This is a genomic window from Kitasatospora sp. NPDC093679, assembly GCF_040683455.1.
Classification (GTDB): Bacteria; Actinomycetota; Actinomycetes; order Streptomycetales; family Streptomycetaceae; genus Kitasatospora; species Kitasatospora arboriphila.
On the sequence record NZ_JBFBDW010000041.1, the window covers coordinates 19,939 to 33,545 of the forward strand.

Here is a 13,607-nt window from a genome sequence, read left to right on the forward strand (position 1 = left end):
TGCAGCCATGCTGGGGCTTCCGGACGACATCCACGCCTTCCTCTTCGACCTGGACGGCGTGCTGACGCAGACCGCGACCGTGCACGCCGCCGCCTGGAAGGACATGTTCGACACCTTCCTGCGCGCCGAGGCGGACCGCACCGGCGCACCCTTCGTGCCCTTCGACCCGGTCGCCGACTACGACGAGTACGTCGACGGCCGGCCGCGCCTCGACGGCACCAGGGGCTTCCTCGAGTCGCGCGGCATCCACCTGCCCGAGGGCGACGAGCAGGACGCCCCCGGCACCCGCACCCTGCAGGGGCTCAGCCGGGCCAAGAACGACACCGTGCTGCAGATGATCCGCGAGCAGGGCGTCGAGCCCTACCCCGGCTCCGTCGCCTACCTGCGCCGGCTGCGCGACCTCGGCCTGCCGCGGGCCGTGGTCTCCTCCAGCGCCAACTGCCGGGACGTGCTGCGGGCCGCCCGCATCGACGACCTGGTCGACGTGGTGGTCGACGGCATCACCGCGCACCGCGACCACCTCGCCGGCAAGCCCGCCCCCGACACCTACCTGGCCGCCGCCCGGGAGCTCGGCACCGCGCCCGAGCACGCCGCCGTCTTCGAGGACGCGCTGGCCGGCGTCGCCTCCGGCCGGGCCGGCGGCTTCGGCACGGTGGTCGGCATCGACCGGGTCGGCCAGGCCGAGGAGCTCCGCGCGCACGGCGCCGACCTCGTCGTCAACGATCTCGCCGACCTGCTCCCCGACGCACCCGGGGAGGTGCGGTGAACGGCCAGGACACCTTCGCCATCGACCCCTGGGGCGTGGTCGAGCACGGCCTCGACCTGGCCGGACTGGCCCGCGCCGAATCCGTCTTCGCCCTCTCCAACGGCCACATCGGCCTGCGCGCCAACCTCGACGAGGGCGAGCCGCACGGCCTGCCCGGCACCTACCTCAACGGCGTCTTCGAGCTGCGCCCGCTGCCCTACGCGGAGAGCGGCTACGGCTACCCCGAGTCCGGCCAGAGCGTCATCAACGTCACCAATGGCAAGATCATCCGGCTGCTGGTCGACGACGAGCCCTTCGACCTGCGCTACGGCGACCTGCACCAGCACCAGCGCAGCCTGGACTTCCGGGACGGCGTGCTGCGCCGCACCGCCGAGTGGACCTCGCCCGCCGGACGGACCGTCAAGGTCTCCTCCGCGCGGCTGGTCTCGCTCACCCAGCGTGCGGTCGCCGCCTTCGACTACACCGTCGAGGCGGTCGACGGGCCCGTCCGGATCGTGCTGCAGTCCGAACTGGTCGCCAACGAGCAGCTCCCCGACGGCGAGCGCGACCCGCGGGCCGCCGCCGTGCTGGAGGCGCCGCTGGTCGCCGAGGCGCACGAGGCGGTCGGCACCAAGGCCGTGCTGGTGCACCGCACCCGGTACAGCGGCCTGCGGGTCGCCGCCGGCATGGACCACCTCATCGAGGGCCCGGACCGCTTCGAGGCCACCGCCGAGGCGACCGAGCAGCAGGGCCGGATCAGCGTCACCACCGTGCTGCAGGCCGGCGAGCGGCTGCGGCTGGTCAAGTTCGTCGCGTACGGCTGGTCGGCCACCCGCTCGCTGCCCGCCGTCCGCGACCAGGTGGAGGCCGCGCTGACCGCCGCCCGCTACACCGGATGGGACGGCCTGGTCGCCGAGCAGAAGGGCTTCCTCGGCGACTTCTGGGGCGGCAGCGACATCGAGGTCGAGGGCGACGTCGAGCTGCAGCAGGCCGTCCGCTTCGCGCTGTTCCACGTGCTGCAGGCCGGTGCCCGCAGCGAGGAGCGGGCGATCCCCGCCAAGGGCCTCACCGGTCCCGGTTACGACGGCCACAGCTTCTGGGACACCGAGACCTTCGTCCTCCCGGTGCTGACCTACTGCCTGCCCACCGCCGTCGACCAGGCGCTGCGCTGGCGGCACACCACGCTGCCGATGGCCCGCGAGCGGGCCGCCCAGCTCGGCCTGGCCGGCGCGGTCTTCCCCTGGCGGACGATCCGCGGCGAGGAGTGCTCCGGCTACTGGCCGGCCGGCACCGCGGCCTTCCACATCGGCGCGGACATCGCCGCCGCCGTCGTCCGCTACGTGGCCGCCACCGGCGACGTCGAGTTCGAGCGCACCTGGGGCCTGGAACTCCTGGTCGAGACCGCCCGGATGTGGCGCTCGCTCGGCCACCACGACCCGGCCGGCCGGTTCCGCATCGAGGGCGTCACCGGCCCCGACGAGTACAGCGCCGTCGCCGACAACAACGTCTTCACCAACCTCATGGCGCAGACCAACCTGCGCGCCGCCGCCGAGGCCGCCACCCGGCACCCGCTGGAGGCCGGCACCCTCGGCGTCGACACCGAGGAGGCCGCCGCCTGGCGGGACGCCGCCGCCGCGATGTTCATCCCCTACGACGAGAACCTCGGCGTGCACCCGCAGGCCGACGGCTTCACCGACCACCAGCTGTGGGACTTCGAGAGCACCCCGGCCGAGAACTACCCGCTGCTGCTGCACTACCCGTACTTCGACCTCTACCGGAAGCAGGTCGTCAAGCAGGCCGACCTGGTGCTCGCCATGCAGGTCCGCGGGGACGCCTTCACCGACGAGCAGAAGGCCCGCAACTTCGCCTACTACGAGCGCCTCACCGTCCGGGACTCCTCGCTCTCGGCCTGCACCCAGGCGGTCATCGCCGCCGAGGTCGGCCAGCTCGACCTGGCGTACGACTACACCGCCGAGGCCGCCCTGATGGACCTGCACGACCTCGGCGGCAACACCCGCGACGGCCTGCACATGGCCTCCCTCGCCGGCGCCTGCATCGCCCTGGTGGCGGGCTTCGGCGGGCTGCGCGACCGCGGCGGCCGGCTCTCCTTCCGGCCCCGGCTGCCCTCCGGGCTGCGCCGGCTCTCCTTCGCGCTGCGCGTTCGGGACAACCTGCTGCGGGTCGAGATCACCCACGCCACCACCACCTACACGCTCAAGCGCGGCGAGAGCATCCAGGTCCAGCACGACGGCGAGGTGCTGGAGGTGAAGGCCGGCTCGCCGCTGCACCGGCCCACCACGGTCGCCGAGGTGCCGCCCGAGCGGTGCACCCAGCCGCCCGGCCGCGAACCGGCCCGGCGGCACCCGCAGGCCGGCGTGCACACCCAGCCGATCGAGCACCTGCCCGCCGAGTGACCCGGAGAGAGGGCCCGAGGCCCTCACCCGTTCGCCGCGGACGGGGTGCCCGCCGCGGTCCGCCGTCGCAGGGTGGTGGCGACCTGCGACCGGCGACCGGAGGGCGGACCCCGTGGGCAGTGTGGCCGAACAGATGGTCGAGGTGCTCCGGCAGGCCGGGGTCGAGCGGGTCTACGGCGTGGTCGGCGACAGCCTCAACCCGGTGGTCGACGCCATCCGGCGCGCCGAGGGGATCTCCTGGGTGCACGTCCGCAACGAGGAGGCCGGTGCCTTCGCGGCCGCCGCCGAGGCCGAACTCACCGGCCGGCTCGCGGTCTGCGCCGGCTCCTGCGGGCCCGGCAACACCCACCTCGTCCAGGGCCTCTACGACGCCCAGCGCAGCGGCGTCCCCGTCCTCGCGCTCGTCTCGCACATCCCGTCCGGGCAGATCGGCACCGGCTTCTTCCAGGAGACGCACCCCGAGCGGGTGTTCACCGACTGCAGCGGCTTCTGCGAGACGGTCTCCACCCCCGCGCAGCTGCCGCGGCTGATCCGGGTGGCCGTGCAGCACGCCCTCGGGGCGCGCGGCGTCGCGGTGCTGGCCTTCCCCGGGGACGTCGCCGCGCTGCCCGCGGCCGGCCCCACCGGCAGCTCGTCCTTCCTGACCGAGCAGGCCGTCGCCGCCCCGCCCTGGGGCCAGGTCCAGCGGCTCGCCGTGGCCCTGGAGTCGGCCGCCACCGTCACGCTCTTCTGCGGCGCGGGCTGCCGCGACGCCCACGAGGAGGTGATGAAGCTCGCCGCCACCCTGCTGGCCCCGATCGGGCACTCGCTGCGCGGCAAGGAGCACATCCAGTTCGACAACCCCTACGACGTCGGCATGAGCGGCCTGCTCGGCTACGGCGCCTGCCACGAGGCGTTGCACGAGGCCGAGTTGGTGCTGATGCTGGGCACCGACTTCCCGTACGACTCCTTCCTGCCGACCCGGCGGGTGATCCAGGTCGACCACGACGCCACCCGGCTCGGCCGCCGCGTCCCGCTCGAACTCGCCGTGCACGGCGACGTGTCGGCCACCCTGCGGGCCGTGCTGCCGCTGCTCGCGCAGCGCTCCGACCGCCGCTTCCTCGACGGCATGCTGGCCCGGCACGCCAAGGCCCTGGAGACCGTCGTCGGCGCCTACACCCGGGACATCGAGAAGCACACCCCGATCCACCCCGAGTACGTGGCCTCGGTGCTCGACGAGGTCGCCGCCGACGACGCCGTCTTCACCGTCGACACCGGGATGTGCAACGTCTGGGCGGCCCGCTACCTCACCCCCAACGGCCGCCGCCGGGTGATCGGCTCCTTCCTGCACGGCTCCATGGCGAACGCCCTGCCGCACGCCATCGGCGCCCAACTGGCCTTCCCCGGGCGGCAGGTGGTCTCGATGTCCGGCGACGGCGGGCTCGGCATGCTGCTCGGCGAACTGCTCACCGTCGCCAAGCACCGGCTGCCGGTCAAGACCGTCGTCTTCAACAACGGCGCGCTCGGCATGATCAAGCTGGAGATGCTGGTCAGCGGCTACCCCGAGTGGGAGGTCGACAACGGCGACGTCGACTACGCCGCCATCGCCCGGGCGGCCGGCATCCCCGCCAAGCGGGTCACCGATCCGGCCAAGGTCCGCGAGGTGCTCGCCGAGGCGCTCGAACGCCCCGGCCCGGCCCTGGTCGACGTGGTCACCGACCCCAACGCCCTGGCCGTCCCGCCGAAGATCACCGCCGCCCAGCTCCGCGGCTTCGCCCTGGCCGCCGGCCGCACCGTGCTTTCCGGCGGCGTCGGCCGGATGATCGACCTGGCCCGGTCGAACCTGCGGAACGTCCCGCGGCCCTGACGCTCAGACCGCCGGCCCGGCCGCGCGGGCCGCGCGGCCGGCTAGGGCGCGCAGGTGCTCGACCAGCTCCGGGGGTTCGTGGACCTCGAACTCGCAGCCCAGGGTGATCAGCCGGACGGCCAGCCACTCCAGCGGGTCGGCCCGGGTGCGCAGCCGGCAGCGCCGCCCGTCCAACGGCTCCAGTTCGCCGGCGCCCGGGTGGAGGCGGCGCACTGCCTCCGCGTGCGACAGGTGCAGGGTGGCGACCGCGCGGTAGGAGCGGGCCGGGCCGGCCAGCCGGGCCGCGACGAAGGCCGCGGCGTCCCCGCCCGGCAGTTCGCGAGGGGCGCAGCGCAGCCCCGTCCGCTGCGGGGCACAGATCCGGTCGACGCGGAAGAGCCGCCAGTCGTCCCGGTCGGTGTCGTGGGCGACCAGGTACCACCGCCGGCCGGCCGAGACCAGGCGCTGCGGTTCGACGAGGCGGCGGGTCTCGGCGTCGTCGCGGGCATGGTAGCCGAAGCGGACCTTCTCCCCGGCGGCGACCGCGGAGGCGAGCACGGCCAGGTCCTCGGGGTCGATCCGGGGGCCGTCGCCGGGCAGCATCGGGACGGTCGCGGTGTCGAGCGCGGAGACCCGGTGCCGCAGCCGGGACGGCAGCACCTGGACGAGTTTGGCGAGGGCCCGGACGGACGCCTCCTCGATGCCGTCCACGGCGTGCCCGGCGGCCGTCCGCAGGCCGACGGCGATCGCCACCGCCTCCTCGTCGTCGAGCAGCAGCGGGGGCATCGCGGTGCCGGCGACCAGCCGGTAGCCGCCGACCGGGCCGCGGGTGGCCTCCACCGGGTAGCCGAGGTCGCGCAGCCGCTCGACGTCGCGCCGGACGGTGCGCGGGCTGACGCCCAGCCGGTCGGCGAGTTCGCCGCCGGGCCATTCGCGCGGGGTCTGCAGCAGCGACAGCAGGGACAGCAGCCGCGCGGGTGTGTCGGTCATGGCCCCGAGTCTCGCGCACATTGCGGTCAGGATCCGGCCTAATCGCGGCCTAGCGTCGGAGGTGTTCCCCCCGAGACCTCCCACGCGCTTCCGAGGAGCACCATGACCCCCGAACGTCCCGACCGCAGGCGCTGGTTCGCGCTCGCCGTGGTGATGACGGCCAGCCTGATGGACCTGGTGGACGTCACCATCGTGAACATCGCGATGCCGAGCATCCGGGAGGAGACCGGCGCCTCGTTCAGCGCGCTGCAGTGGATCAGCGCCGGTTACGCGCTGGCCTTCGCGGTCGGCCTCATCACCGGCGGCCGGCTCGGCGACATCTACGGACGCAAGCGGCTCTTCCTGCTGGGCATCGCCGGCTTCACCGCCGCCTCGGCGCTCTGCGGCCTCGCGACCGGGCCGGACATGCTCGTCGCGGCGCGGGTGCTGCAGGGCGCGGCGGGTGCGCTGATGGTGCCGCAGGTGCTGGCGATCGTCCACGCGGGCTTCCCCGCCGAGGAGCGCGGCAAGGTGTTCGGCCTGTTCGGCGCGATGGTGGGCCTGGGCGCGGTGACCGGGCCGCTGCTGGGTGCGCTGCTCACCGAGTGGGACGTGGCCGGCCTCGGCTGGCGCCCGATCTTCCTGGTCAACCTGCCCGTCGGCGTGGCCGGACTGCTGCTCGGCCGGGTCTTCATCGACGAGTCGAAGGCACCGCAGGCGCTCCGGCTGGACCTGGTCGGCATGGCGCTGGCCAGCGCGGGCCTGCTGATGGTGCTCTACCCGCTGACCCAGGGCCGGGAGCTCGGCTGGCCGCTGTGGGGCTACGCGGTGATGGCGGGCGGCCTCGCCGTGCTTGCGCTGTTCGTCCGGTACGAGCGGGCCAAGTCCCGCCGGGACGGCTCCCCGCTGGTGGAGCTCTCGCTGTTCCGGGTGCGCAGCTTCGCCGCCGGGATCGGCGTGCAGCTCGGCCACGGCACCGCCTGCGGCGTGTTCTTCCTGGTCTGGACGCTCTACATGCAGCTCGGCCTCGGCTGGAGCCCGATGCGGGCCGGACTGACCGGCCTGCCGTTCTCGCTGGCGGTCTCCACCGCCGCCGGGCTCTCGGTGCAGAAGCTGGTGCCGCGGTTCGGCCGCGGGGTGCTGCGGGCGGGCGCGCTGGTGATGGCGGCGGGCACCCTCCTGTACCTCGTCCTCGCCGAGTGGCTGGGCACCGGCATCACCCCCTGGCAGATGGCGGCGCCGCTCGTGGTGATGGGCGCCGGGATGGGCCTGATCGTGGCGCCGCTGACGGACGCGGTGCTCTCCGAGGTGCCGCGGGAGCACGCCGGCTCCGCCTCCGGCCTGGTCAACACGGTGAACCAGCTGGGCGTGGCGCTCGGCCTCGGCCTGACCTCGGTGGCCTTCTTCGGCGTGGTCGACGGCGCGGCGCCGGCCGAACTCGCCGACGGCCGGGCGTTCACGGCCGCGTTCACCGCCTCGCTCTGGTGGGTGGCCGGCGGCCTGCTGCTGGTGTTCCTGCTGATGGGAGCGCTGCCGAAGCACCGCCCGCGGACGGCCGGGCAGGACACCGGCGGCGAGCGGGACGGGGCCGTCCGCACGGCGGAGGAGCCGGCGCTGATCGGCTGAGACGTCGAGCGGTTTGCCTCCGGGGCAAATTTCTTGCCCGGCAGGCACGACGGGTGTGGACTGGTCGCATGACGGACGACCAGGAGGTCGCGGGCCTCGGCGCGCGACTGCGCGAGCACCGGACGGCCGGGCGGCTGACCCTGGAGGGCGCTGCCGCCCGGGTCGGCCTCTCCCCAGCCTATCTGTCGCGGTTGGAGACCGGGCGGCGGCAGCCCTCGCTGCCCGTGCTGCTCGGTCTCGCCCGTGCCTACGGCACCACCGTCTCCGGGCTGCTCGGCGAGCAGCCCGGAGAGCCCGACCCGGTGGTCCGCGGCGGCGCCATCGAGCCCGGGCTGGCCGGCGGCTGGGGCTACCGGCGGGCCGGCGCGCCCGGCCGCGCCCTGCAGGCACTGCGCGTCCAGGTGCCGCCGAGCGTGCAGGACGCCGTCGTCCGGGTGCACCCCGGCGAGGAGTGGCTCTACGTGCTGCGCGGGCGGCTGCGGCTCACCCTCGGCGAGAACGTCCACCACCTCGACGAGGGCGACTCGGCGCACTTCGACTCGCTCACCCCGCACTGCATCGCCGCCGACACGCCCGGCGGGGTCGAGCTGCTGTTCCTGCACACCCTGCTGCAGAGCCCCGGCGGCGACCTGTGCCTCGGCGACGCACCCCGGATCTGACCGGCGTTCGACCGGCCCGACACCCCAGGAGGACGGACATGAGCAAGCCCACCACCACCGACGCCGGGCGGCGCACCGACCGCCGGGTGCTGATCCGCGCCTCGATCTACATGGTCGCCACGCACGTCTTCGCCGGCTTCGTCATCCTGCTCTTCGAGATCGGCTCCCGGAAGAACGGCTGACGGCGCCTCACGGCCCGGGAGCCGAGAGCCGGATCAGGGTGCAGAGCGCGTCCAGGGCGGGCTCGAAGGCCCGGTCCGACGGGGTACCGTAGCCGATCACCAGGGCCGGCGGGCGCTCCGGCTCCGGGCCCGCGGACGGGGTCCGGCACCAGCCCAGGGTGTTCAGCGAGAGGCCCAGCCAGGCGGCCTGCCGGCGCAGCTCCTCCTCGTCCAGCGAGCCGGGCGGCAGCTCCAGCACCGCGTGCAGCCCGGCCGCGATGCCGGTGACCCGGACCTCCGGCGCCCGCTCCGCCAGCACCGCCACCAGCCGGTCGCGCCGCCGCCGGTACTGCAGCCGGCTGCGCCGCACGTGCCGGTCGTAGGCGCCGGAGGCGATCAGCTCGGCCAGGGTCAGCTGGTCCATCACCCCGGACTGGCCGTCCGCCAGCTCCTTGCGGCGGGCCACCGGGCCGACCAGCGCGGCCGGCAGCGCCAGCCAGCCGATCCGCAGGCCCGGCGCCAGGCTCTTGCTCACCGTGCCCGCGTGCACCACCCGTTCCGGGTCCAGCGCCTGCATCGCGCCGACCGGCTGGCGGTCGTAGCGGAACTCCCCGTCGTAGTCGTCCTCCACCACCAGCCCGCCGCTCTCCCGCGCCCAGGCGACGGCGGCCGCCCGCCGGGCGGCCCGCAGCGGCACCCCGGTGGGGAACTGGTGCGCCGGGGTGAGCACCGCCGCCCCGGCGCCGGTGCCGGCCAGCAGGTCGGTCCGGGCGCCGCCGGCGTCCAGCGGCAGGGCCGCGGTGGCCAGGCCCTTGGCGGACAGCACCTCCAGCTGCGGCGGCAGCCCGTACTCCTCGACCGCGACGGTGCCCACCCCCTGCTCGCGCAGCACCTCGCAGAGCAGGCCGAGACCCTGGGTGTAGCCGGCGCAGACGAGCAGCCGCTCCGGGTCGGTCCGCACGCCGCGGACCCGGGCGAGGTAGCCGGCCAGGGCGCGCCGCAGCTCGATCCGGCCGCGCGGGTCGGTGTACCCGAAGGCCTCGTGCGGGGCGGTGGCCAGGGCCCGCCGGGCGGCCGCCAGCCAGGCGGAGCGCGGGAAGCGCGAGACGTCCGGACGGCCCGGCATCAGGTCGTGCCGGACGGCCGGGGTGCGCGGCGCCGGTGAGGCGGGGGCCGGCACGGACGGGGTGCCGCGGTCCGCCACCACCGTGCCCGAGCCCTGCCGGGAGGCCAGCCAGCCCTCGGCCGAGAGCTGGGCGTACGCCTCCGCCACGGTGTTCCGGGCGATGCCGAGGTCCCGGGAGAGCTCCCGGGAGGACGGCAGCCGGGTGCCCCGGGGCAGCCGCCCGGTGCGGACGGCCTCGCGCAGCGCGTCCTCCAGGGCGGCCCGCAGGCCCAGGCCCCGGGAGCGCCCCGCGGTCAGGTCGAGGTGCAGGTCGCCGCCGAAAGTGGCCCAGGATTCCATGCCGCCAATGAACCACACCCGCGGGCCACTTCGCTCCTAGCGTGGGACCCATGACCACCGACGAGACTGCCTACGTCCCCGCCCCCGTCCAGCGGATCTCCCTGCCCGAGCAGGCCGCCGGCTTCTACCGCGCCATGATCGACCTGGACCGCGCCGCCCGGGCCGGGATCGAGCCCGCGCTGGCCGAGCTGGTCAAGATCCACGCCTCGGCGATCAACGGCTGCGCGTTCTGCCTGGACATGCACACCACCGACGCCCGCAAGGGCGGCGAGCAGGAGCACCGGCTCGCCACCCTGCCGGCCTGGCGCGAGGCCCCCTGGTACACCGCCCGCGAGCGCGCCGCCCTCGCCCTCACCGAGGCCGTCACCCTGGTCACCCAGGGGCACGTGCCGGACGCCGTCTACGACGAGGCCGCCAAGCACTTCGACCAGCAGGAGCTGGCACAGCTGATCGCCCTGATCATCGCGATCAACTCGTGGAACCGGATCGCCATCACCTCCCGGCTGAGCCCGGCCCCGAAGCAGGCCTGAGGGCCCGTCCCGGAGGTGTCCGGCCGCCGATCCGGGCCGGCCGTAAGCCATCTCACAGTCCGTCGGGTCCGGTCCGGTGGGGACCGGGCCCGCGGTGCCCCTATATTTGAACTGACTGGTCAGTTCAAAAACGGGGGAGGGGCGCCATGGCCGACCGGAACACCACCGGGGCCGCCGTCCGCGCCGAGGCGTTGTCACTGCGCGGAGCACGGGGCTGGGTCTACCGGGACGTCGGATTCGAGGCGCCACCCGGCGCCCTGGTCGCGCTGGAGGGCGAGGCCGGCACCGGCCGCACCTCCCTGCTGCTGACCCTCGCCGGACGGATGCGCCCCACCGGCGGCAGCGCCGCCGTCGACGGCCTCGAACTGCCCCGGCACGCCGCCAAGGTCCGCCGGATCGCCGCCCTCGGCCCCGTCCCCGGCGTCAACGAGCCCGACCCGGCGCTCAGCGTCGCCGCCCACCTGCGCGAACAGCTCCACCTGCACGGACGCCCGTTCGCCCCCCTGGTGCGCCGCGGCACCGACCGGCGGGCCGCCGACGCGCTCGCAGCCGCAGGCCTCGACCCCGCGACCCTCCCCGAAGGGCTGCGCACCCCCGCCCGGGAGCTCGGCGCGCTCGACCGCCTGCGGCTCTCGACCGCGCTCGCCCTGATCGGCGGGCCCCGGCTGCTCTGCGTCGACGACATCGACGACCGCCTCGACGACACCGCCCGCCGCGCCGCCTGGCAGCTGCTCCGCGACGTCGCCGACCGCGGCACCACCGTGCTGGCCACCACCGCCGACGCCGGACGCGCCGCCGGCCTCGCCGACCTGATCGCGCGCACCACCCGCACCGACGATCCCGCGGGGACCGCCGCGGCACCCGAGGAGGAGGCCGCCGATGCGCGCGCTTAGCCTGGCCCGCCTGGAGTTCGGCCGCTTCTCCCGCGGCCGGCTGCCCCGCGCCGCGATGGCCGCCCTGCTGCTGCTCCCGCTGCTCTACGGCGCGCTCTACCTCTGGTCGTTCTGGGACCCGTACGGCCGCCTCGACAAGCTGCCGGTCGCCCTCGTCAACGAGGACCGCGCCGTCACCGTCGAGGGCAACCGGGTCGACGCCGGACACGACCTGACCGCCAGGCTCCGGCAGAGCCGCACCTTCGACTGGCAGGAGACCACCGCAGCCGACGCGGAGAAGGGCCTGGCCACCGGCCGCTACTACCTGACCCTCACCGTCCCCGCCGGCTTCAGCGCAGGCATCGCCAGCAGCAACGGCGACCACCCGGAGCGCGGCACCCTCCAGGTGCGCACCAACGACTCCAACAACTACGTCGTCGGATCGATCTCCAAGACGGTGTTCGGGGAAGTCCGGGCCGCCGCCAGCGCCAAGGCCTCCGCCGGGTTCTACGACAAGATCTTCCTCGGCTTCTCCGACCTGCACGACCGCACCGCGCAGGCCGCCACCGGCGCCCACCAGCTCGCCGACGGCGCCAACCGGGCTCACGACGGCTCGGCGAAGCTCGCCGACGGCACCGCCCGCGCCAAGGACGGCACCGAGCAGCTCGCCGCCGGCGGCCGCACCGCCCGCACCGGCGCCGCCGACCTCGCCAACGGCCTGGACAAGGCCAAGCAGGGCAGCAGCAGCCTCGACGACGGCATCGCCCGGATCGACGACAGCCTGGCCGAGCTGACCACCGGCGCCCGGCAGGTCGCCGACGGCACCCAGCAGCTCACCGACGAGGTCGACCCGCTGGCCCGCAAGATCTCCCCGGTGCTGCACACGTACCCGGAGCAGATCCGCACCGCCGCCCGGCTCACCGCCGAAGCCGCCGCGAAGCTCTCCACCGACCTGAAGGACCTGCCTGCCCGCTCCGCGGCCGTCCTCGCCGACGCCCGCAAGGTGTCCGGCGAGATCGACGCCAGGTACGCCCGGAACTGCCCCGGCGGCACGCCCGCCCCGGGCCACGACGCCGGCGACTGCCGGGAGGACGCCGAGCTCTCGAAGATCGGCCACCGCCTGGTCACCGCCGCCGAGGACACCGACGCCCTGATCCACCGGGCGACGCCCAAGCTGGACGAGGTCGCGGCCCTCGCCGACGACGTGCAGACGGCCGCCCGGAAGCTCGCCGACCCCGACCTCGCCGCGAAGTTCGACGCCAAGGTCGCCGACCTGCACCGCCTCGACGACGGCGCCCGCCAGGTCGCCGACGGCGCCGCCAGGATCAAGCAGGGCACCGCCGCCGCCCTCACCGGCATCCGCGGCCTCGACAGCGGCCTCGGCCGCCTCGACGACGGCGCCCACCGCCTCTCCGGCGGCATCTACCGGCTCTCCACCGGCATGACCGCCCTCGACTCCGCCACCGGCCGGCTCGCCGACGGCGCCGCCCGCCTCGACGACGGCCTCGGCACCCTCGCCGACGGTTCCGGCAAGCTCGCCACCGGGCTGCAGGACGGCGCCGCGAAGATCCCCGACTACACCGACGGCCAGCGCGCCGCCCGCACCGCCGCGATGAGCGACCCCGTCGCCCTCGCCCGCCAGGAGCTCAACAAGGCGCCCAACTACGGCACCGGCTTCGCCCCGTACTTCGTGCCGCTCGCGCTGTGGGTCGGCGCGATGGTGACCTACATGCTGATGCGCCCGCTCGGCCCGCGCGCCCTCGCCGGCAACGCCCCCTCCTGGCGGGTGGCACTGGCCGGCTGGCTGCCCGCCGCCGCGATGGGCCTCGCCCAGGCCGCCGCGCTGATCGGCGTGCTGCACTGGGGCCTCGGCCTACAGCCCGAGCGGACGGCCGGCCTGCTCGGCTACCTCGCGCTCACCGTGCTCTGCTTCACCGCCCTGATGCAGTGGATCAACGCCCGGTTCGGCCCGGCCGGCCGGCTGCTCGCCCTCGCCCTGCTGATGCTGCAGCTCACCTCGGCCGGCGGCACCTACCCGGTCGAGTCCAGCCCCGGCTTCTTCAACGCGATCCACCCCTTCCTGCCGATGACCTACGTGGTCGCCGGACTGCGCAGGCTGATCAGCGGCGGCGACCTCACCGTCGTGTGGACGGGCAGCGCCGTGCTCGCCGCCTTCTGGGCCGGCGCGCTCGCGCTCACCGTGCTGACCGCCCGCCGCCGCCAGGTCTGGACGCTCTCCCGGCTGCACCCGGAGCTGTCGCTCTGACACTCCGCAGGACCCTGCCGGGCGCGCGGTACGATCCGCGCGCCCGGCATTCTTCGTTCCCCACCCACCCGGCGC

11 protein-coding genes are annotated in these 13,607 nt (G+C 75.0%); 9 read left to right on the forward strand and 2 right to left on the reverse strand.

Annotated elements, in window-relative coordinates; genetic code table 11:
• Positions 1-7: 7 nt before the first annotated feature.
• The 3 genes from AB0O09_RS27590 (at position 8) to AB0O09_RS27600 (ending at position 5,005) form a co-directional block, all read left to right on the forward strand.
• The gene (locus AB0O09_RS27590; RefSeq protein ID WP_363545799.1) at positions 8-766 is read left to right on the forward strand and encodes a beta-phosphoglucomutase family hydrolase; all 759 of its coding nucleotides are present in this window, start codon (positions 8-10) and stop codon (positions 764-766) included.
• Entirely contained in the window at positions 763-3,159 is a 2,397-nt protein-coding gene (locus AB0O09_RS27595; protein ID WP_363545802.1) for a glycosyl hydrolase family 65 protein, read from the forward strand. Before AB0O09_RS27590 ends, AB0O09_RS27595 begins: the two co-directional genes overlap by 4 nt.
• A gap of 112 nt (positions 3,160-3,271) precedes the next feature.
• Positions 3,272-5,005: a pyruvate dehydrogenase gene (locus tag AB0O09_RS27600; RefSeq protein WP_363545805.1), complete on the forward strand. Its 1,734-nt coding sequence runs from the start codon at positions 3,272-3,274 to the stop codon at positions 5,003-5,005.
• 3 nt (positions 5,006-5,008) lie between these two features.
• On the opposite strand, the gene AB0O09_RS27605 is transcribed toward AB0O09_RS27600, so the two are convergent.
• Entirely contained in the window at positions 5,009-5,974 is a 966-nt protein-coding gene (locus AB0O09_RS27605; protein WP_363545808.1) for a YafY family protein, read from the reverse strand.
• Positions 5,975-6,076: 102 nt separating this feature from the next.
• Between AB0O09_RS27605 and AB0O09_RS27610 the strand changes: the two genes are divergently transcribed.
• From AB0O09_RS27610 to AB0O09_RS27620, 3 genes are all read left to right on the forward strand, one after another.
• On the forward strand, positions 6,077-7,579 hold the full coding sequence (locus AB0O09_RS27610; protein ID WP_363545810.1) for an MFS transporter: 1,503 nt from the start codon (positions 6,077-6,079) through the stop codon (positions 7,577-7,579).
• A gap of 68 nt (positions 7,580-7,647) precedes the next feature.
• Positions 7,648-8,238, forward strand: coding sequence for an XRE family transcriptional regulator (locus tag AB0O09_RS27615; protein ID WP_344627453.1), 591 nt, complete (start codon positions 7,648-7,650; stop codon positions 8,236-8,238).
• Positions 8,239-8,276: 38 nt separating this feature from the next.
• Positions 8,277-8,420, forward strand: a complete 144-nt coding sequence (locus AB0O09_RS27620) for a DUF6126 family protein (protein WP_344627452.1) — start codon at positions 8,277-8,279, stop codon at positions 8,418-8,420.
• A 7-nt stretch (positions 8,421-8,427) separates the two neighbouring features.
• Here AB0O09_RS27620 and AB0O09_RS27625 read toward each other — a convergent pair whose 3' ends face one another.
• Positions 8,428-9,864 (reverse strand): PLP-dependent aminotransferase family protein, encoded by a 1,437-nt coding sequence (locus tag AB0O09_RS27625; RefSeq protein ID WP_344627451.1) that lies wholly within the window; start codon positions 9,862-9,864, stop codon positions 8,428-8,430.
• Between the two features lie 50 nt (positions 9,865-9,914).
• On the opposite strand from AB0O09_RS27625, the gene AB0O09_RS27630 reads away from it, so the two are divergent.
• The 3 genes from AB0O09_RS27630 (at position 9,915) to AB0O09_RS27640 (ending at position 13,532) form a co-directional block, all read left to right on the forward strand.
• Positions 9,915-10,394 carry a carboxymuconolactone decarboxylase family protein gene (locus AB0O09_RS27630; protein WP_363545813.1) on the forward strand — a complete coding sequence of 160 codons (480 nt, stop codon included), beginning with the start codon at positions 9,915-9,917 and terminating at the stop codon, positions 10,392-10,394.
• A 146-nt stretch (positions 10,395-10,540) separates the two neighbouring features.
• Positions 10,541-11,287, forward strand: a complete 747-nt coding sequence (locus AB0O09_RS27635) for an ATP-binding cassette domain-containing protein (protein WP_363545816.1) — start codon at positions 10,541-10,543, stop codon at positions 11,285-11,287.
• A complete protein-coding gene (locus AB0O09_RS27640; protein WP_363545819.1) occupies positions 11,274-13,532 on the forward strand; it encodes a YhgE/Pip domain-containing protein in 2,259 nt (752 codons plus the stop codon). Before AB0O09_RS27635 ends, AB0O09_RS27640 begins: the two co-directional genes overlap by 14 nt.
• Positions 13,533-13,607: the final 75 nt, after the last annotated feature.